Here is a 21,672-nt window from a genome sequence, read left to right on the forward strand (position 1 = left end):
ATATAATTCTTATTTCATTATTTAAAAATTATATCATAATTTACATTTCATTAATTATATTATCAATTATAATTAATGCACGTTCTAATTCTTCATTATTCTTTGGAGAACACACTGACAGTCTTGCCGCTGGTTCAAACTTGCTATTCCCAACAACAAATCTATCAGCACAAAATACTTGAACACCTTTTTCTAATGCTCGTATTTCAAATTTGCTTCCACAAATGTGCTTGGGTAATACTAGCCATCTGAATAAACTATAATCATTTCCATAAACGGTTCTATTTTTTAATATCCTATTTACTATAGTATTTCTTTCGAGAGTTAAATTCTTTCTTTCAGATATGATTTTATCACTCAAGTGTGTTTCTATAGCTTGGCATGCTATTTCAACGTTAAAAGATGAAGTAGTTACATTAACATTATAAATGCCTTGTTCAACTTTAGATTTATATTTATTAGGTACTACCATAAAAGAAACACGTAAGCCAGCACAGAGACATTTAGAAAGGCTTGATATATATAAACTGTGGTTTGGAGCCATAGCGGATAAAGGTATATTATTAGAATCACTCAAATATGCATATATTCCATCCTCAATTAAGAGTAAGTTATTATTTTTTATAATTTTTGATAGCTTTTCCTTTTGATTTTTTGACATAGTAGAATAAGTTGTTGGATTATGCATTTCAGGAATTAAGTATAATCCTTTAATGTTTTCGTTTTTACATATGGTATCTAAATTTTCATAAGTAACCGATGTATTATTTATTGGAAGAGGAAAAAGTCGTATTCCAAGCATGTTTGCAAGTGATTTAAATGCAGGATATGTTAGAGGATCAGTTCCTATTTTGTCTCCAGAAGCAAATAGTGACATTAAAATAATTGATAAGGCATTTTGAGATCCGGAAGTTATCATTATATTTTCTGGAGTTGCATTTATGTTAAATTTCCTTAGGTATTTGCATGCGGTCTTTCGATGAGATAAAAGTCCAATTGGAGGCGAGTACTGAAGAAAATTTTCAATATTAGTTTTTTTTATAAGCTTTTTTATTAAATCAATTATATATTTATTTTGCTCGTATAATGGAAAAGCGGCTCCCATATCTATATAATCTTCATTTAATGTACTTAGAAGTAAAGGAGAAGTTTGTACATCAGAAGAAATATAAGTTCCTTTACCTGTTGTACCACTTATTAAACCCTTCAGCTCACATATTTTAAAAGCTCTTGTTATAGTACTTAAATTTAAATCTAAAAAGTCGGCCAATTCCCTTTGAGGGGGTAATTTATCTCCAGGATTTAAAGTACCATTTTGTATATCATTTTCTAGTAGTTGAGCAAGAGATTTATATAGTGGCGGAGTTAAGTCTTTCGTATTTGGTTTCCATGACATAGGATAATTATCAAAGGAGTTTACTGGCATTTAGACCACCTCTTATATTCTTAATTTTTAATAAATGTATATTTAAATTATAAATAACATATTTTTAAAATTTTATAAAATATTGTTTTGCATACAATTTTATCATTGAAATCATACATTTACAATATTAAAATGTTAATAAATATTCAAATGAATTGGGGGCTGTAAAAATGAGATTTGAGTTTGCAGAAAGAATGAATAAACTAGAAGCATCTGTAATTAGAGAAATATTAAAGGTTACTGAAAAACCAGAAATTATATCATTTGCTGGAGGTCTTCCAGCACCGGAGACATTTCCGATAGAAGCAATAAAGGAAGCAAATCAGAAGGTGCTTGAGGAAAATGGGGAAAAGGCACTTCAATATGCTACAACAGAAGGATATAATCCACTAAGAAAATGGATAGCAGAAAGAATGAATAAAACTTTAGGGGCTAATTTTTCATATGAGAATATATTAATAACACATGGATCACAACAAGGTTTAGATTTTTTAGGAAAAATATTTTTAAATAAATATGATGTTGTATTATGCGAGAGTCCGACATATCTTGCGGCTATTACTGCTTTTAAAGCATATGAATGTAACTTTATAGAAGTACCTACAGATAAAGATGGAATGATTGTTGATGAACTTGAAAAAATATTAAAGACAACAAAAAATATTAAGCTAATATACACAATACCAACATTTCAAAATCCAACTGGGGTTACATGGTCAATAGAAAGACGTAAAGGGGTAGCTGAACTTGCTGATAAATATAACAAGATAGTAATTGAGGATAATCCCTACGGAGAACTTAGATTTAAAGGAGAAAATCTACCATCTCTAAAATCATTTGATGAATGTGGAAATGTTGTTTGCTTAGGTACTTTTTCAAAAATATTTTGTCCAGGATATAGGATTGCATGGGTAGCAGCACATGAAGAAATAATAGAGAAGCTAGTAGTAATTAAACAAAGTACTGATTTACAATGTAATACAATTGCACAAATGGATATAGCAAAATACTTAGAATTAAATGATATTGATGAACATATAGAAACAATTCGTGAACTGTATAAAAAGAGATGCGATTTAGCAGTAGAAACTATGGAAAAAGAATTCCCTGAGAATGTAAAGTTTAATAGACCAGATGGAGGTTTATTTACATGGGTTGAACTTCCAAAGAATATTGATGCAAGAGAACTTTTAGATGAATGTCTAAAACATAATGTAGCATTCGTTCCAGGAGGACCTTTCTTTCCAAATGGAGGAAATGAAAATTTCTTTAGAATAAATTATTCTAATATGCCTGAAGAAAGAATCGTTGAAGGCCTAAAAATACTAGGAAAAATATTAAAAGAATATCTTTAGTGAAGTATATATTGATCACAACATAAATAAGGGATGTAGAATCAGAGTTTAGTGGATAACAACCGAAATTCAATATATGATAGGCTCGATTATAGGGAAATTTAAGCTAAAACTTCTAAAGAGATAGGCTGTGCCCAAAACAATTTGCTCCAACAGCAAGTGTTGGACAAATTATTTTGGAACAGCCTATCTCTAAGAAGTTAAAAGCTTAAATTTCTTAATACAATACTACGCCTAAGCAGAGAACCCAAATCTGTGATTTGGTGTGAATCGCTTACCCAGCGAATGAATATGAGTCGGGTATTCATATATTGAATTTCTTTGTTTTCTCTATAATCATAGAAATATAACGCCTGTTAGTAGTAATAGACTTTATACTATGAGTTTAGATGAAACAAAGAAATGAAGATCTTATGGTCGGTTGTTATCCTCTAAACTTAGCACGTCCTTTATTTAATGTAGGTATGATTTTAGAAAAAAGATAACTTGAAATATAAGACAGAAAAGTATTTAATAAGATATAAGAGAAGTATTTTGATATATGGCAATAATTTTTTAAAAGGGGAGTGAAAATAAAATGAATTCTGAGAAAGAAACAAGAGTAATTTTAACAAGAGAGGATTTAATAAATGGTTTAAAAAAATGCGGTGTTTCAGAAGGGCAAAATATAATGGTTCATACATCACTAAAGAAGCTGGGATTTGTTGTAGGAGGAGCTGAAACTGTAATAAGAGCACTTATTGACATAGTGGGAGAAGAAGGCACAATAATGATGCCAACACAGACTTGGAAAAATCTAGATCCAATTAAAGGCGTTCATTGGGAGGAACCAGAAGAATGGTATGATATTATAAGAGAAAATTGGCCTGCATATGATAAAAATGTAACACCAGCTATTGGTATGGGAGCAGTTGCAGAATTATTTGCAAAATGGCCAGGTGTTAAGCGATCTGATCATCCTGCAAGATCCGTTGCAGCTTATGGAAAGAATGCAGAATATCTAACAAAAGATCATGATTTGAGTAATATTTTTGGAGAAAATTCTCCAATAGATAAGCTTTATAAGTTAGATGGATATATTCTTTTAATTGGTGTCGGATATGACAAAAATACATCATTTCATTTATCCGAAACAATAGCAGATTTTAAAGGAAAGAAATTTACCAATGAAAGCAGTGCCATAATGATTGATGGAAAAAGAGAATGGGTTACTTATAACACCCAAGATGTTGATGATAGTGATTTTATTCAAATGGGACAAGAATATGATAAAGAAATGAATATTAATATTCATAGAGTTGGAAATGCAGAAGTAAGGCTAATAAGGCAAAGATTATTAGTGGATTGGGCTACTAAATGGATGGAGAAGAATAGAAAATAATTTGTAAAAGTAAGAAATGATAATTGAATATATAATTAATATTTAATTTAAAAGAGAACTAATAGGAAATAAAGTGTAATTACTATTAGTTCTCTAGTTTAATTTTATTAATACTAAAATTGTGTAATTATAAGTTCAGCAGTAGCTATATTAGTAACTACAGGAACATTATGTACATCACATACTCTAAGTAAGGCAGAAACATCAGGCTCATGAGGTTGAGCAGTAAGAGGATCTCTTAAAAAGATTACTAAATCTATTTTACCTTCTGCAATACGTCCACCTAATTGTTGATCTCCACCATATGGTCCAGATAGATATCGTTTAACTTCAAGTCCAGTGGCTTCTGAAATCTTCTTACCAGTAGTCCCAGTAGCGACTAATTCATATTTAGCTAATGTTTCTGTGTGTTTTTTAGAAAACTCAATCATTTCTTCTTTTTTCTTATCATGAGCTATCAATGCAATTTTCATAGTTTGTCCTCCTAAAAGCAATTATTAATACGTTTTCTTAAGTTATTATATCATATTATTTAGGAATTCGTTTATACTATATTTTGTTTTTTTATCAAATCCAGTTACGGTATCAGATGCTAACAGTGATTTTAGAACAGCTTCTTCAGTAGCTTCTGCAACAGCTCTAAAAGCTTTATCTATAGAATTTTCATTTAGGATATTAATATTTATAATATCATTTTTTTCTGAATGATGTATTGTATTAGCTGTAGAGAATCCAATCATAACTTCACCACTACCATGTCCAATAAATGAACCAGTTCTTGCAAGCCCAACGCTGGCACGTTTTATTATTCTTTTAAGTTGTCTATCACTTACTGGCATATCTGTTGCAATAATCATTATTATTGAACCTTTATCTACTACATTTGTTTCAATATATTCCCTTAATTTGCTTCCAATGTTATTGTTATCTACGATTAAATCATCTAATATGCCATGATTTGATTGTACTAGGACTCCAAGTGTATATTTATTTCCATCTAATTCAATTATGCGTGATGATGAGCCGATTCCACCTTTTAATCCATAACATACAGTACCTTTTCCGGCACCTACATCGCCTTCATCAAAATTAGAACATGCATTTTCTATTGCTTTAAAAACATGTTCTTTATGCACAGCTCTTTCTTGGATGTTATTTAAGCCACTATCATTACATTCACATACTACAGGATTGATTGAACGAATATCTATATTTTCTTTTTTACATGTTTTAATCATGTATTCTATGATAGCGTCATGAACAAGACCAACGTTTAATGTATTAGTTATGGTTATTGGTGTTTCTAATGTTCCAAGTTCATCTATCTGCACAAGTCCTAAACTCTTGCCAAACCCATTTAAAACAAAAGAAGAAGCTATAAGTTTATTTTCAAAGATGTTATTTTCACTAGGAATTATAACAGTTACTCCAGTTTTGTGCTCTTCATTATCAAGAGTACAATGCCCAACCTTTATGCCAGGCACATCAGATATTTTATTTAAAGGTCCTTTTGGAAGTTTTCCAATTTCAATATTATAATCATTCAAAGATTTACTATTCATATCTAATTATGAGAACATAATTATTTATATTCTCAATAATTCACTCCTTTCTTATTTAGAAACTTTCTTTTATTTGTTTAGAAGAAATGTATATAAATAATAGTACACTAATTTAAAGAAAAATGTACTATGATAAAATAAATTAAGAAGATAATTAATTTATTCGTTTATGTAAGTTATAAAATTAATAATAATTATTATATATATGTTGAAAATTTAATTCTTCAACAAATTAAGCAACTGTTATGTAATTTGTATGTGGATTATTTTTTAAAAGAATATATATACTATTGTATTTTTAGTTTTTATGATACAATATTCATTTATCTTACTTGTTAAAATATGTTATTTGTTATTTTTTAAGGAGGTGCAAGATATGGATGAAATATTATTGGAAGAGCAGAGAGTGTTAGAGGACAAAAGAAAATTAATAAAGAATGAGATTAATTTTAAAAGCAATAGATTAGAAGAGGTAGCAACCAAATTGAGTCAGCTTGTAAAAGAAGTGAAAGGAAGTTATAGCGTAGAAAAAGAAACTTTTAAGGTATTAAAAGAATCTTTGGAAAAAGAAATAGGGAATTATACTGAAGCAATAAATAATCCATACTTTGGAAGAATTGATTTTAAAGAAAACGGAAATTTTGAAGAGACAATATATATAGGAAAGAATGGAATAAGTAATACAAAAGATGTTGAAGAAATAGTAGTTGACTGGAGAGCACCAGTTGCTGATTTATATTATAGTGGAACATCAAAAGAGTCATATTATAAATCGCCTAAAGGCATTATTGAAGGAAAGCTAGAAACTAAACGAAAGTTCTTATTTAATAATGATGAAATCGAAAAAGTTTTTGATGAGGCTATTGATCAAATAATGGTAAGTGGTGAAGAAGGAAAAGAGTTAGTGGATGAATTTCTAAAGATAAATTTAGAAGCTAATACTGGAAAAAAACTTAAAGAAGTAGTATCAACTATACAAAAGGAACAAAATGAAATAATAAGATGGCCTAAAAACTTACCTATAATAGTTCAAGGGTCAGCAGGCTCTGGAAAAACAACAATAGCATTACATAGATTGGCATACCTTATATACAGATATAATGAAAATTTAAAAGGTGAAGATATATTAGTTTTAGCACCAAATAAATTGTTCTTAAATTACATTTCAGACATTCTACCAAGTTTAGATGTTAGTGAGGTTAAACAAAACACCTTTGAAGACCTGATGTTATCCAAGTTAAAGATTAAATTAGAAGTATATGATAAAGATAAAAAAATCAAACAGATATTAAATGAAAAAGATGAGTTTAAGAAAAAACTGATATTAAATTCTAGTAAAGTGAAAGGAACATTAGTTTATAAAAAAATGCTTGAAAGATTTATTAAATTAATTGAGCATATAAGCTTTGACATAAAAGATATTAGAGTTAAAGAAGAAGTATTATTTGATAAGAAGTATATTGAAAAACTCTACAAAAATGACTTTAAGATGCATCCTATAAATAAAAGAAAAGATGAAATAAAAAAATATCTGCAATTGAATTTGAAAAACAAAGTTGAAGTTACATTAGCAGCTATAGATGAAAAATATGACTTTAAGGTTTTAGAGATCAAAAGAGAACATAAAGATATTGAAAAAAGAAGAAAATTTTTGATTGATATATATGATGAAAGGGATATGCTAAAAGAAAGTGTAAAAAAGAATGCAAAAAGAGAATTTAATGCTTATTTTAAAGAGTGGAAATCAATAAATTCTAGTGACTTATATAAAGAATTTTTTAATAATGAAGAGCTTTTTGATAGTGCGACAGCAGGGAGAATACCTAAAGTATTAGAACAATATATGAAAAGTGAATTTGATAATAATATAAAAAATAACATTATAGATGAAGATGATTTAGCACCTTTATACTATATAAAAATATTAATTGATGGGATAAGTGATGAAGAAAGATTTAAACATATCGTAGTTGATGAAGTTCAAGATTATAGCATGTTTCAATTAGATGTAATAAGAAATTTAGCTATAGGAAATTCTTTAACTTTAGTAGGAGATTTAGCACAGGGAATTTATTATTATAAGGGAATAAATTCATGGGATGAATTAATAAAAGACGTATTTAATAGTGAGGCTACATATGTACAGCTTAGCCAAAGTTACCGTTCAACTGTGGAAATTATAGATTTTGCATCAAAGGTTTTAAACTCACAAAATCTTAATATTAAAGAATGTAAGCCGGTTTTAAGGCATGGTGAAAAACCAAAAATAATAGAAGTTAAAATAGAAGAAGAGTATGTAACAGAGATAGAAAATATAATAAAACTTTTAAAAGAAAATAATAAAAGTAGTATGGCTGTTATAACAAAAGACGATAAAGAGGCAAATAATTTTTATAGAATATTACAGAAAAATAGTAAATATAAATTTGGAATTGTTACAGAAAAAAATGATAAATGTGAAGAAGATTTTTTAATAATTCCATCATATTTAACAAAGGGGTTAGAGTTTGACTGTACAATACTATTGAATCCAAGTGAAGATAGCTATAGTGAAAGTTTATTAGATAAAAAACTATTATATGTTTCATTAACAAGAGCATTGCACATGGAATTTATAATAAAGCTAGATAGTATAACTAAACTCATATAATGTGAAAATAATATTGCATAATATATATTGAATGATATACTTAGTTTTAAAGAAATTTATTATAATATTATAATATAAAATATAGGATATAATTCTAATAGATGCAATAAACAATAGACAAAATATTTTAATATATAGAATTTAAGAGGAGAGTAAAATGGCAGTAAAAATAATAACTGATAGTACTAGTTATATACCAAAAGAATTGGCTAAAGAACTAGATATAACTGTAGTATCATTGAATGTTATTTTAAATGGAGAAAGTTATAAGGAAATTGATTTAGAAAATAAAGAATTTTATAAGAAAATGGATTTAAGCGGAGAAATACCAACATCATCTCAACCGGGAATGGATGAATTGTTAAAAGTATTTAAAGACAAAATAGATAATGGTGATGAGGTGTTTGCTATATTTATTTCAGCTAAAATGAGTGGAACGTATTCAAGTGCTCATTTAGTAAAAAATATGATTTTAGAAGATTATAAAGATGCAAGTATTGAAATTTTTGATTCAAGTACAAATAGTATGCAGATGGGATTCATAGCATTAGAAGCTGCGAAAGCTGCAATGAGCGGGAAAACAATGGAAGAAGTTATGAAAGTAGCTGAAAGTGTTAAAGAGAATAGTAGATTTCTTTTTGTTCCAGATACTCTTAAGTATTTACAAAAGGGTGGAAGAATAGGAAAGGCATCAGCAATTTTAGGTGGTATATTTCAAATTAAACCAATCCTTACAGTGGAAAACGGAGAAACAACAGTATTTGAGAAAGTAAGAACTAAAAAGAAAGCTGTAGACTCAATTTTAAATAAGGTTTTAGAAGACTGTAACAATAAGGGAATTGGAGATGTTATAGTACATCATATTAATTGTGAAGATGAAGGAATGGAACTTGCTAAAAAATTAGAAGAAAAGCTTAATATACATGTAGGTATACAATCTATTGGACCAGTTATTGGTGTTCATGTAGGACCAGGGGCTATTGGAGTTGCATATTTTAATAAGAGTAACAATTAGAAATTTTAAATAAGTGCTTATCTATATCAATATTAGATAGGCACTTATTTTTTGGTAGAATAATTATTCCATGTTTTATATTTGTATATTAACTATCTATAATTATAATTTTTATTCAAGAAAAAAAACTTCGTTATAAATTATATTGACGAAATTAATGTGTCGTAATAATATAAGAGTAAGAAATAAAACTATTATCATATAGAAGGAGTGTAATCATGGATTTAAAAAAGAATTGTGCAAAAGAAGCTTTAAAGTATATTAAAGATAATACAGTTATAGGACTTGGTGGCGGCCAAACTATATCATATTTAGTGGATTTCATAAAAGAAGAAAAACTAAATGTTAAAGTAGTCACACCGTCAATGAAAACAAAGATGTTATGTATAAAAAATGGTTTAGAAGTATTGCATACTTTTTCAGTAGATAAAATAGATGTAGCATTTGATGGCTGCAACCATGTTGATAAACATTTAAATGCATTAAAAAGTGGTGGAGGGATTCATACTAGAGAAAAAATAATTGGAAGTATGGCAAATGACTATATATTACTTGTAGATGAAGAAAAATTTGAAGAAAAATTATCATTTAAAGATCCAGTTGTGCTTGAAGTACTGGAAGAATCATTAGGATATGTTGAAAGAAAAGTAAGAGAATTAGGTGGTATTCCTGTAGTAAGATGTAGCAGCATTAAAGATGGATTTACTATTAGTGATGATGGAAATTTATTACTAGATGTTGAGTTTAAAAATATTGAAGATGCAGAAAAACTAAATGATGATTTGATAAAAATCTGTGGAGTAGTTGAGACATCATTATTTACACATGTTGTAACAAAAGCAGTTGTTGCAAGTGAAAAAGGGATTAGAGTTATATCTAAAAAATAATTGATTATGAATTAGTAATATTAATAAATATATGTGAGGTGTAGAATATGAAAAAATTAAATTGGGCAATTATAGGACCAGGAACAATAGCAAATGAGTTTGCAAAATCTTTAAACGAAGAAGTAGGAGAAGTTTATGGTGTTTGGGGAAGAAAGTTTGATAAAGCTAAAGAGTTTGCAAAAAATCATAATGTAAAAAATGTGTATAAGGATCTTAATGAAATGCTTAAAGATGAAAATATTGATGTTGTATACGTAGCAACACCACATTCTAATCATCATGAATATGTAATTGAAAGTTTAAAAAATAATAAACATGTTATTTGTGAAAAAGCAATAACCGTAAATGGAAAGCAATTAAAGGAAATAAAAGATTTGGCTAATGAAAAGAATCTAATAGTTACAGAAGCAATGACAATTTTCCATATGCCACTATATAAGAAATTAGGCGAGATTGTTAAGAACGGAGACCTTGGAAAGATAAAGATGATACAGGTCAACTTTGGAAGTCTCAAGGAATATGATGTTACAAATAGATTTTTTAGTCCAGATTTAGCTGGTGGAGCATTACTTGATATTGGTACTTATGCATTATCATATGCAAGATATTTTCTTTCAAGCCAGCCAGAAGAAATATTGACAACAGTTAAAAAGTTTGAAACTGGAGTTGATGAGCAATCAGGAATAATATTAAAAAATAAAGAAGATGAAATGGCAGTCATTTCATTAACAATGAGAGCAAAGCAGCCTAAGAGAGGAATTGTTTGTGGAGAAAAAGCTTATATCACAGTAGAAAATTTCCCAAGAGCAGAAAAAGCAACAATTACTTATCCTGATGGAAGAGTAGAAACTATAGAATGTGGAGAAACTTCTAAGGCATTAATATATGAAATCAAAGATATGATTGATTATATTGAGAAGAAAAAAGATAATGATACATTAGAATTATCAACAGATGTAGTAGGTATAATGGATAATGTTAGAGAACAATGGGGATTAAAATATACTTTTGAATAATTTAATGAAGAGGAAATCTTTCTAAGTAAATAAGGAGAAATGAAAGTGTCAAGCAAAGAAAAATCTGTTTTAGATAAAATATTTCAGGTTTATGATAAGCTTTTTGAAGCGGAAAAAAAGATTGCTGATTATGTTATTAACAATCAAAAAAAAGTTGTAGATATGACTGTTAGTGAATTAGCAAATGCCAGTAATGCTAGTGAAGCAACTATAATACGATTTTGTAAAAAGTGTGATTTCAAGGGATTTCATCATTTGAAAATAAGTTTAGCTAAAGAGATGATGAGATCCAGTGAAGAAAGAACTACATCGAATGAGATAAGTATAAACAAAATAGCTCAATCACTTGAAAATATACTAGCCAATAAAATAGAGGAATTAAAGCAAACCATATCCATAATGGATGAAAAGAATATAAAAGAAATTCTTGATGTAATAAAAAAAGCAAGGACTGTTCAATTTGCAGCAGTTGGCAATACAATACCTGTTGCTTTAGATGGTGCATATAAATTCAATCAAATTGGAATATCGTCTTTTGCAAATACTATTTATGAAACACAATTAGCTTTTACATGTAATATATCGGAAGGTGATGTAGTTATTGTTATTTCAAATTCTGGATCATCTAAAAAGCTTTTAACACTAGTAAATATGGCTATTGGAAGAAAGGCTAAAGTAATCTGCATAACTAAACATGAAAATTCAGAACTTGCTAAGTTAAGTGATTATGTAATAAGTGTAGCATCAAGAGAAAAACTATTTTTAGATGAGTTTAACTTTACAAGGGTTCCTTTTATGGCTGTTATAGAAATATTGTTTTTACTTACAATTTCAAATAAAAAAGATGCTTATGAATGTATGAATAGGCATGAGCAATGTATGGCGGAAGATAAAATTTAGAAGTATTGTCTCTTTATATTATATAGTGATTTTATATCTAAAATTAATAATTTAATTAAGAAAACCTGCTTTTATCTTAAATAAGCAGGTTTTTTATTTTAATATAAACATTTATTGAAATAAATTACAATAAATGTTTTTTAAACAATATAATAAATAAGAATACATAAAATGTTAATAAAAATGTAAAACATACGATAATTATAAAGTGACTATATGTTCATGAATATAAAGGAGGATGCTTTATGGGAAGTATACGAGAAGAAATAGAAGCAATTCAAACAAAGAGGTTGATAGAAACAGTAAATAATGCATATAATAATGTTGAACTTTACAGAAAAAAGTTTGATAAAATAGGATTAAAACCAGAACATATTAAGTCCATAAAAGATATAAGACTAGTGCCATTTACAACTAAACAAGACTTACGTGATAATTATCCATATGGAATGTTTGCAGTTCCTATGGAAAAAATAGTTAGAATTCATGCATCATCAGGGACAACAGGCACACAAACTGTTGTTGGCTATACTAAAAATGATATTGATATATGGAGCGAGATGATGGCATTAATTTTAAAAAGAAACGGAGTTACAGCAAAAGATATTGTTCAAAATTCTATACCATATGGTTTATTTACAGGAGGATTAGGTTTTCATTATGGATGTGAAAAAATTGGCGCTACGGTTATTCCTATTTCTGGAGGAAATACGGAGAAGCAGATATTAGCAATGAAAAATTTTGGGGTTACAGTACTTTGTTCAACGCCATCTTATGCTTTACATATGTCTGATGTTATGAAAAAAATGGAGATAAAACCAGAAGAACTAAAATTAAGAGTTGGAGTTTTTGGAGCAGAACCATGGTCTGATGAAATGAGAGAAAGAATAGAAAAGTCCTTTAATATAAAAGCGTATGATATATATGGATTAAGTGAAGTTGTGGGACCAGGAGTAGCCGGTGAGTGTGAAATGAAAAATGGACTTCACATAAATGAACAGTATTTTTTACCAGAAATAATTAATAGTGAAACTACAGAAAATCTTGTGAGTGGAGAACAAGGTGAATTGGTATTAACGACTCTTACAAAAGAAGCACTACCAATATTAAGATATAGAACAAGAGATATAACAGTTTTAAGCTATGATAAATGTGAGTGCGGATCTCATGAAGCAAGAATTAAGCGTGTTCATGGAAGAAGTGATGATATGATGATCATTAGAGGGGTAAACATATATCCAATTCAAATTGAAAAAATAATAGCTGGATATAGTGGTGATTTATCAGCTCATTATGTGATTAATGTTGAAACAGATAGAAATATGGACAAGATTACAATTGTTGTGGAAATGAATAATTATATTGAATTTTATACACAAGAATACTTAATTAAATTGAAGAAAAATATTATTGATAGATTATATAGGGAGCTTCAAATTCATTGTTTATTAGAACTTGTTAATCCTGAAACTCTTAAACGTTCAGAAGGAAAGGCAAAGAGAGTATTTTATAATAGAGAACTAGCATTATCTTAAAGAATAAAATAGCAGTGAAAAAATATTATAATAGTTTTTTACTGCTATTTTATTGTTGAAAAAGAAAAAGCCACTGATTTTGTAAGTGACTTTAACATTGGGAATATATCTAAAAAGAATATAAGAGCGTACACATGGCAACTCCAGCACCAACAGAACAAAATACAGCTTTTGAGCCAGGTTCAATTTCTTTGGTTGTAAGAGCTTCATGAAGAGCAAAAATAGGACTGGTAGTTCCAGTATAACCATACTTGTCTCCTATATAAGTAAATTTTTCTTTATAATCATCTATATCTAGTATTTTTGCAGTTTCTATAAGAAACTGTTTTGAATATTGAGATAAGAAATAGTTGTGAATACTGTTCATTGAAAAATCATACTCTTTACTAAATTCATGTATTGCTTTGCTCCATTCGACTGAAAAGAAATCAAGTGGAAAAGGAGTCCATTGTTGTTTCTTATCATATTCTGGAATTTCATTTGAACGCATTTTTGAAAGTCCACATTTAGGTGAAATAATAGTATTATAATATTCTGATTTTGTACAATATTTTGAATCTATTATTCCTCTTAATTCAGGTTCATCTACACATTCTAGAACCACTGCTGCAGCACCATCACCTGAAGTTGGATAAGTGTATTTACAGTCTGGTCTTGCAATTGAACTAGAAAAAACACTTCCAACTACAAGAGCATATTTAATGTGTTTAGATGTTTTCATGTAGCGGCTTATTTGATCTAAAGCAACCACCATTCCTACACAGTTCGAATTTAAATCATAAACTGTATGTGCATTAACTGCATTTAAATAATGATTAATGATTAACGCATTGGATGGACATAAATATTCTGGCGTATCAGATGAATAAACTATTGCATCAAGTTGTTCTGGAGATATGTTTGCAGCTTCTAATGCTCTTTTTGCAGCTTCTAATGCCATAGTTAAAGCATTTTCATCACTATTATTATCTATAATGTATCGCTCATTTCTGCCAAGAGTATCAAGAAACGCTGATATATCCTTTCCTAATTCTTTAAAATGATTAATATAATAATCATTAGTCACTTTTTTATTTGGATGATATATTCCTGTTCCTAATATATTAACATTTTTATTCATAAACTTAAAAACCTCCTGTAAATCTTTCTATAAAATATCTAAAATTAAAAAATAAGGAAATGTATGTAGAATATTTTGTTAAATATGATATAATACGTATATTATATCATATTATATCAATTATTAAATTATAAAATAAAAATTAAATATTATAATTAACTTATTAGGAGGATAAAACATGAAAAATGGAGAGAGTTCTATTATTAAATTTAATCAAAAAACATTAAAATTTGTTCTTATTATTTATTTGGTAAGCTGCATAGCATCTTTAATAAATGCAATTACGATGAAGGTTACTGGTATTAATGATTACGTAACTACATCTGCAATTGTAATTCTAACAGCTGCTATAGTCATATATGGAATTGTGTTTAGAATTTGTTATGTATGGACTGTGGGGAAAAATGAATTTAATATGAAAGCATTTAATGCGACAAAAGGCGTGATATTATTTATTACATATTTTCATTATATACTTTTAGATGTAATACTACACTCAGATTCTCAATGGATGATCATCTTCTATTTTATAATATTAGGAGCTTTATTTTTTGATTTAAAAATGGTATCTATATCTATGGTTTTAGGTGTCATATGTATGGGGATAGTATTTAAAAGAAATCCTGGCAGTTTTACAGGTGAACAATTATCTCAATCAGAAATAATGATGAAGATAGTAGCAATAGTATTGACACTAATAGGTATATTTCTAATTGTATATTTTTCTTCGAAGCTTATGAAGGAAGTAGCCAATAAGGAAGAAGAACTAGAAATTGAAAATGAAAAACTTGTTCATTTATTTAAAACTATATCTGAAATATCAGCAGATGTTGTAGAAACAAGTGAGAATTTATCATCTGCAGTTGAAGAACAAACAGGATCACTTTTAGAAGTTACAAGTACAAGTCAGAGGGTTATTAATTACTCCAATAATATGATTATTAAAGCAAATGAAAATAAAGATATATTAAACTCATTATTAAAAGCTAATGAAATAGTAGTAGATAAAACCAGCGATTGTCAAAACAAAATTGGAGATTTTATAAGTACTATTGATGAAAATTTACATGATTTAAGTAGTTCATTAAGGATTATGGATGATATAAGCGATAATATAAATACTACTTTTGAATCAGCAAAAGAATTAGAAGAAAAATCAAGTCAAGTAGATGATATTTTAAACTTGATAGGGGATATTTCAGAACAGACAAATCTCCTTGCTTTAAATGCGTCTATTGAAGCTGCAAGAGCAGGTGAATATGGAAAAGGATTTGCTGTTGTTGCAGAAGAAATTAGAAAACTTGCAGAAGGTACAAAAAATTCATTAAATCAAGTTAGTGGTATAGTGGGAGAATTAAAAGATAAAATTAATATAGTAGAACATGAAATGGAAAATAATAATGAAAAATCACAAACCGGCAATAGTATAATTAATAAAAGTGTAGAAGGTCTAAAGAATATAGGAGACGAACTAAAGAACTTTAGCAGTAATATTATTGAAATAGGTAATGCTTCAGAAACTCTTCTTAAGGAAACAAAATCTGTAATAAGCTTTAATGAAGAAGTATCTGATAGAACTAATCATATCATAGAAGAATATGAAGTGGTTAATGCAGGAATAGAACGCAATACAGCGGCTAATGAAGAAATAGAAGCGAATGTTAATGAGCTTGGTAATGTTGTTAAATCAATGAATGAGCTTATAAAATAGAATTATATATAATGAAAAAATATCAGTATTTAAAAAATTTTTAATACTGATATTTTTTAGAGTTACAGTGTAATTTTAGCAGGAACAAGTAGTAATTAATAAAATATAAAAAGAGCATGTAATCAAGATATCGGTGTTCAAGGCATTTGGAATATTGTTCAAACAGTTGGTAAGAAAATTAAATTAAATGATAATAGTAATCTAAGAAGTAAGAAAGCAGTTCCTGGTTTATTCAAATAACAAGATAGAATTTGGATACCTATTCAAGGTAGGACAGACCTAAAGGCAAAAGTAAAAAATAAAAAGTTCAAGAAATATAGCTTGTGCTATAATTACTTGAACTTTTTATGTTATCAGAGTATATATATTTAAATTTAATTTTATAATATTATTTAAATAACTATAATAGTGACATTAGTCAACAAATTTAATAACAGATTCATTTTTCGGTTTTATTTCGTTTGGTTTTTCAGGATAACCAAGAACTGCAATTCCCCAAACAATATGGTTTTCAGGAATTCCATAGCTGTTTAGTAGTGATCTTATTTCCAGTTCATCACAAATGGTTTTTAATTGGTTAATCCAACAAGAGCCTATTCCAAGTTCATTTGCCATTAAAAATATATTTTGAAGAGCACAAGAGCAATCAGCTAATCCGTTTGAATTGTCCTTTTCATTAGATAAAAGAATTATAGTATCTGGTCCGTAAAAATTATAGTTAGCATCTCTTTTTAAAGATTTGCCAATTGCTTTTGCTAATTCTTGAATTTTATTTTGATTTTGAATAACAGTAAATTGCCAAGTTTGTTTGTTCATTCCGCTTGGTGCGTAAATTCCTGCCTTTAGTATTAAATCTAGATCTTCACGACTGATTTTCTTATCAGTAAAAGCTCGTACACTTCTTCTTGTTAATATGTTTTGTAAAACTGGATTCATTTTAGACACTTCCTTTATTTTATTTTATAAAATAATTTTAGCATATTTTGATAAATATATCATATTAAGTTTGGTTAAAAGAATAAAATTAATGTGCTATATTTATTAAATTTAGTAGTATTGTATATTTTATTAGTAAGTCTTATAGATGATTCAATGAAAAAAATAATTTAATTGCAGAAAAGGTAAAGATGGAATATAATGCCCAGAATTTAAGAATTTAAGAATTTAAGAATTTAAGAATTTAAGAATTTAAGAATTTAAGAATTTAAGAATTTAAGAATTTAAGAATTTACTTATTTGGTGGGGATTAAGAGGATGTACCTGATTGATATAGGGGTTATTAATTAAATAAAAGATAAGATTATTCATACTAAAAATCCAAGAATTATTATAATTATATGAATAATATTGAAAAATATAAATAATAATTATATAGTAAAAATATAAATGTAAATGTATACTGAAAGTGAGTGAATAATAAAAGGGAGGATTAAAAAATGAAAAAAATAAATATTGCTAATAAATATGAGGTTACTGAAATTGGATTTGGATGTATGAGAATGGCAGAGTTAAGTACAGGTGAAGCTGAAAAAACAATAAAGCAAGCTTTATCTGAAGGAATAACATTCTTTGATCATGCTGATATATATGGTGGAGGAAAATCAGAAGAAATTTTTGCTGAAGCTATTCAAATGAATTCTGATGTAAGAGAAAAGATAGTAATTCAAACTAAATGTGGAATAGTTCCAGGTGTTATGTATGATTTTTCAAAAGAACATATTTTAACTTCTGTAGATGCTAGCTTAAAAAGATTAAAAACTGATTATGTAGATTCATTATTACTACATCGTCCAGATACATTAATGGAGCCAGAAGAAGTTGCAGAAGCTTTCAGCAAATTATCTGAAAGTGGAAAAGTTAAACACTTTGGAGTTAGCAATGCAACACCGATGCAGATTGAATTATTGAATAAATATCTTGATAATAAGATTATTATTAATCAAATGCAATTTGGAATAATGCATACAGGAATGATAGACTCGGGGTTAAATGCTAACATGGAATGTGAAGCTGGGTTAGATAGAGATGGTGGAATTTTAGAATATTGTAGACTAAATGATATAACAATTCAAGCATGGTCACCATATCAATATGGATTTTTTGAAGGAGTATTTTTAGATAATCCTAAGTTTCCAGAATTAAATAAAAAAATAGATGAAATTGCAGAAAAGAAAGGCGTGTCTAATACTTCAATTGCAACAGCATGGATATTAAGGCATCCAGCAAAAATTCAAACAATAATTGGAACTATGAATCCAAATAGAATAAAAGATATTTGTACTGCAAGTGATGTGGAATTAACTAGGCAAGAATGGTATGAAATATACTTAGCGGCAGGAAATAAACTTCCTTAAAAATTAATAGTATATGCATTAAAATAAGAAGAACTTAAGTTCTTCTTATTTTTATAATGATTTATATCAAAAGAAATAAAAGATTCATATAATATATGAGTATCAGTATGAACGATTAGGTGAAAGATGAAGAATAAAGACAATATCAGCTACAATGCTAATGATAATGCAAAAAAGAATACTGATAACCAAGCCAATGAAGAAGGCGAAGATACTATAAAAGTTGACAGGCAAGCATTAATTAAGCAGCTAAACATATTAGGAATTTCAACTCAAGGTCTTTATATTGTACTCGTTGGTGTATTATTAAATATAAGGTATGTAGAGTGGAATAAAATTAAGACTTTAGATAGTTTGAATGAGACTAACTATACTGAAAATATAGAAGATCTGACGTATTTGCCTAAACTAACAAATAGATTATTTCTATTTAGTACTGTAATATTTCTATTTATTAATTATGATGCATATATGACTGCTGTTAATGCAAGCTCAGAACAAAGAGATCAACAAATAATTAGTGATACTGGATCTAATTTACTTGCTATAATTCTAATACTTTTTGGAACTATTATTAATTTTAGAACGTTAAATAGAACTTAATAAAATAAGCTAAATAATAATACTGTATATATTAATCAGTAATATTTATTTAGTTTATTTTATTTTATGTATAGACGATAGGCATTGTTTATGATTATAAAAAGATATTACATATTTAACTTGTTAAAGATAAATTAATCTGTAATTTTATATTTAAGCCATTTAGTCCCATGAAGTCTTATGAGATACATAATTCCACGTACAATCCAATCTATAAACATTCCAATCCAAATTCCAAGAACTCCAATGTTAAGTATAATGCCTAGGAAATATCCTATTGCTATCCTAAAAATCCACATTCCAATAAATGCAGTGAACATGGTATATCTTGTATCACCAGCACCTTTAAGTCCAGCTGAAAGTACAAATGAAATAGGCCATGCTAACAATGCTACGCTATTCCATCTAAGTAGCATTGCTGAAAGATCAATTACTTCAGACACATTTGTATAAAGTGATGATACGAATCTTCCAATAAAGATAAATATAATACCAATAGATACTAAACTAAATGTTGCAAACTTAACTAAATAAATCAAGGTTTCTTTAGCTCCCTTAACATCATCTCGCCCTATATGCTGGCCAACCAATGTAGTTGCAGCAAGGCATAGAGCAGTTCCAGGAACATTTATTATTTGGGAAATAGACATTGCAATTGAATTTGCTGCAATTGAAGAAGTTCCCATAGTAACAATAAAAATTTGTACAATTAGCTTGCCAGCATTAAATATGACTTGCTCCACACTAGCGGGTATTCCTATATTAAAGATACTTTTCTGGATTTTAAAATTAAATTTAAATGGAAATATCTTTTTAATTTTAATAACTTTACTACCTCTAAATAAAACAAATCCTATAATTAATGTACCGATTATTCTTGCTATAGCTATTGCAAGGGAAGCACCCATGATTCCGAGTGATGGTATAATGCCTAATCCATATATTAAAATATAGCCTAAAACTATATTTATTACATTCATAAACATAGTTATATACATAGGTGTCTTGGTATCACCACAGCCTCGAAGTATTCCATTTGATATTTGTTCAATTGCTATAAAAGGATAGGTAAATAATGTGAATTCAAGATAGAGTTTTGCATTAGATTTTACCAATTCTTCAGCGGAACCATAAAGAATGTTAATTAGGGGGATACGGAAACACCATAAAAATAAAGTGATTATAGAAGAAACTATAAAACCTGACACAATGGCTTGTACAGCAGTTTCGTTAGCTTTTTTATATAGGTCTTGTCCAATTTGTTGAGCAACGACTACAGTTGCACCAACAGAAAGTGCTGCAAAAAATGAAATAAAGAGATTGTTGATTGTATCGACCATTCCGATTGCAGATACAGCTTCGGGCCCGATATGTCCTGCCATCATAGTATTACAAACACCAAGCAGCATTACAAAAGTTTGTTCAATTACAATAGGTATAGCTAATTTAAGAATGTCTTTTCGTATTAACACTATTAATGCCTTCTTTCGTTCAAAAGTAATTTTTTATTAAATATAATACGATTATATCATATTACTTATAATAAAGATTAGATAATGAAGTTATAAAACAACATTACGGGGCGTGTCTATATAAGAATATTAAATAAAAATAAAGAATTAATGAGAAATATAAAAGTAATTGCTAAAAAGTAGAATTTACAATTAGCATGTTCAAAAAGTAATGTGTTAAGATAAAAAACGTCGCAAGTACAGAAAACAACAAATAAGAACAAAAGATGTTTAAAAAGTTGTTGACAATGTGAAAACAAAGTGATAGACTAAATAAGTCGATTAGTTGCGACAAATAATGATCTTTGAAAATTGAACAGAATATAATAAACAATTAGTAAACCAGCAATTCTTTTATAAGAGTAAGAGCAAAGATTAAACTTTTTATTGAGAGTTTGATCCTGGCTCAGGACGAACGCTGGCGGCGTGCCTAACACATGCAAGTCGAGCGATGAAGTTTCCTTCGGGAAACGGATTAGCGGCGGACGGGTGAGTAACACGTGGGTAACCTGCCTTATAGTGGGGGATAGCCTTTCGAAAGGAAGATTAATACCGCATAAGATTGTAGTATCGCATGATATAGCAATTAAAGGAGCAATTCGCTATAAGATGGACCCGCGTCGCATTAGCTAGTTGGTGAGGTAAT

17 protein-coding genes and 1 other annotated feature (1 of these 18 cut by a window edge) are annotated in these 21,672 nt (G+C 28.3%); of the genes, 11 read left to right on the forward strand and 6 right to left on the reverse strand.

The window, feature by feature from the left end; all coding sequences use genetic code 11:
• Positions 1-40 precede the first annotated feature (40 nt).
• A complete protein-coding gene (locus BN2920_RS06965; RefSeq protein ID WP_058294285.1) occupies positions 41-1,426 on the reverse strand; it encodes an aminotransferase-like domain-containing protein in 1,386 nt (461 codons plus the stop codon).
• A gap of 170 nt (positions 1,427-1,596) precedes the next feature.
• Here BN2920_RS06965 and BN2920_RS06970 point away from each other — a divergent pair, with 170 nt between their 5' ends.
• On the forward strand, positions 1,597-2,781 hold the full coding sequence (locus BN2920_RS06970; protein ID WP_058294286.1) for an aminotransferase-like domain-containing protein: 1,185 nt from the start codon (positions 1,597-1,599) through the stop codon (positions 2,779-2,781).
• Positions 2,782-3,358: 577 nt separating this feature from the next.
• Entirely contained in the window at positions 3,359-4,162 is an 804-nt protein-coding gene (locus BN2920_RS06975) for an AAC(3) family N-acetyltransferase (RefSeq protein WP_058294287.1), read from the forward strand.
• A 113-nt stretch (positions 4,163-4,275) separates the two neighbouring features.
• On the opposite strand, the gene mgsA is transcribed toward BN2920_RS06975, so the two are convergent.
• Together mgsA and BN2920_RS06985 are read right to left on the reverse strand one after the other, a co-directional pair.
• Positions 4,276-4,635: a methylglyoxal synthase gene (gene mgsA, locus BN2920_RS06980; protein ID WP_058294288.1), complete on the reverse strand. Its 360-nt coding sequence runs from the start codon at positions 4,633-4,635 to the stop codon at positions 4,276-4,278.
• A gap of 45 nt (positions 4,636-4,680) precedes the next feature.
• Positions 4,681-5,724, reverse strand: coding sequence for a P1 family peptidase (locus tag BN2920_RS06985; protein ID WP_058294289.1), 1,044 nt, complete (start codon positions 5,722-5,724; stop codon positions 4,681-4,683).
• A gap of 376 nt (positions 5,725-6,100) precedes the next feature.
• On the opposite strand from BN2920_RS06985, the gene helD reads away from it, so the two are divergent.
• From helD to BN2920_RS07015, 6 genes are all read left to right on the forward strand, one after another.
• Positions 6,101-8,374, forward strand: a complete 2,274-nt coding sequence (gene helD, locus BN2920_RS06990) for an RNA polymerase recycling motor HelD (protein ID WP_058294290.1) — start codon at positions 6,101-6,103, stop codon at positions 8,372-8,374.
• 157 nt (positions 8,375-8,531) lie between these two features.
• Positions 8,532-9,389, forward strand: a complete 858-nt coding sequence (locus BN2920_RS06995) for a DegV family protein (RefSeq protein WP_058294291.1) — start codon at positions 8,532-8,534, stop codon at positions 9,387-9,389.
• 218 nt (positions 9,390-9,607) lie between these two features.
• On the forward strand, positions 9,608-10,276 hold the full coding sequence (gene rpiA / locus BN2920_RS07000) for a ribose 5-phosphate isomerase A (RefSeq protein ID WP_058294292.1): 669 nt from the start codon (positions 9,608-9,610) through the stop codon (positions 10,274-10,276).
• Positions 10,277-10,323: 47 nt separating this feature from the next.
• Positions 10,324-11,292 (forward strand): Gfo/Idh/MocA family protein, encoded by a 969-nt coding sequence (locus BN2920_RS07005; protein WP_058294293.1) that lies wholly within the window; start codon positions 10,324-10,326, stop codon positions 11,290-11,292.
• Between the two features lie 45 nt (positions 11,293-11,337).
• A complete protein-coding gene (locus BN2920_RS07010) occupies positions 11,338-12,192 on the forward strand; it encodes a MurR/RpiR family transcriptional regulator (RefSeq protein WP_198157485.1) in 855 nt (284 codons plus the stop codon).
• Between the two features lie 245 nt (positions 12,193-12,437).
• Entirely contained in the window at positions 12,438-13,727 is a 1,290-nt protein-coding gene (locus tag BN2920_RS07015) for a phenylacetate--CoA ligase family protein (protein WP_058294295.1), read from the forward strand.
• Positions 13,728-13,836: 109 nt separating this feature from the next.
• On the opposite strand, the gene BN2920_RS07020 is transcribed toward BN2920_RS07015, so the two are convergent.
• Positions 13,837-14,847, reverse strand: coding sequence for a ketoacyl-ACP synthase III (locus BN2920_RS07020; protein WP_058294296.1), 1,011 nt, complete (start codon positions 14,845-14,847; stop codon positions 13,837-13,839).
• A gap of 178 nt (positions 14,848-15,025) precedes the next feature.
• On the opposite strand from BN2920_RS07020, the gene BN2920_RS07025 reads away from it, so the two are divergent.
• Positions 15,026-16,558, forward strand: a complete 1,533-nt coding sequence (locus tag BN2920_RS07025) for a methyl-accepting chemotaxis protein (protein WP_058294297.1) — start codon at positions 15,026-15,028, stop codon at positions 16,556-16,558.
• A gap of 414 nt (positions 16,559-16,972) precedes the next feature.
• Here BN2920_RS07025 and BN2920_RS07030 read toward each other — a convergent pair whose 3' ends face one another.
• A complete protein-coding gene (locus BN2920_RS07030) occupies positions 16,973-17,494 on the reverse strand; it encodes a nitroreductase (RefSeq protein WP_058294298.1) in 522 nt (173 codons plus the stop codon).
• A gap of 500 nt (positions 17,495-17,994) precedes the next feature.
• Here BN2920_RS07030 and BN2920_RS07035 point away from each other — a divergent pair, with 500 nt between their 5' ends.
• Together BN2920_RS07035 and BN2920_RS07040 are read left to right on the forward strand one after the other, a co-directional pair.
• Positions 17,995-18,912, forward strand: a complete 918-nt coding sequence (locus BN2920_RS07035; protein ID WP_058294299.1) for an aldo/keto reductase — start codon at positions 17,995-17,997, stop codon at positions 18,910-18,912.
• Between the two features lie 126 nt (positions 18,913-19,038).
• Positions 19,039-19,515: a hypothetical protein gene (locus BN2920_RS07040; protein ID WP_058294300.1), complete on the forward strand. Its 477-nt coding sequence runs from the start codon at positions 19,039-19,041 to the stop codon at positions 19,513-19,515.
• A 134-nt stretch (positions 19,516-19,649) separates the two neighbouring features.
• On the opposite strand, the gene BN2920_RS07045 is transcribed toward BN2920_RS07040, so the two are convergent.
• Positions 19,650-20,987, reverse strand: coding sequence for an MATE family efflux transporter (locus BN2920_RS07045; RefSeq protein WP_058294301.1), 1,338 nt, complete (start codon positions 20,985-20,987; stop codon positions 19,650-19,652).
• 422 nt (positions 20,988-21,409) lie between these two features.
• Positions 21,410-21,672 (forward strand) — a sequence feature (16S ribosomal RNA rRNA prediction is too short) (it continues 479 nt past the right edge of the window).

Origin of the sequence: Clostridium neonatale (assembly GCF_001458595.1) — a bacterium.
Lineage (GTDB): Bacteria > Bacillota > Clostridia > Clostridiales > Clostridiaceae > Clostridium > Clostridium neonatale.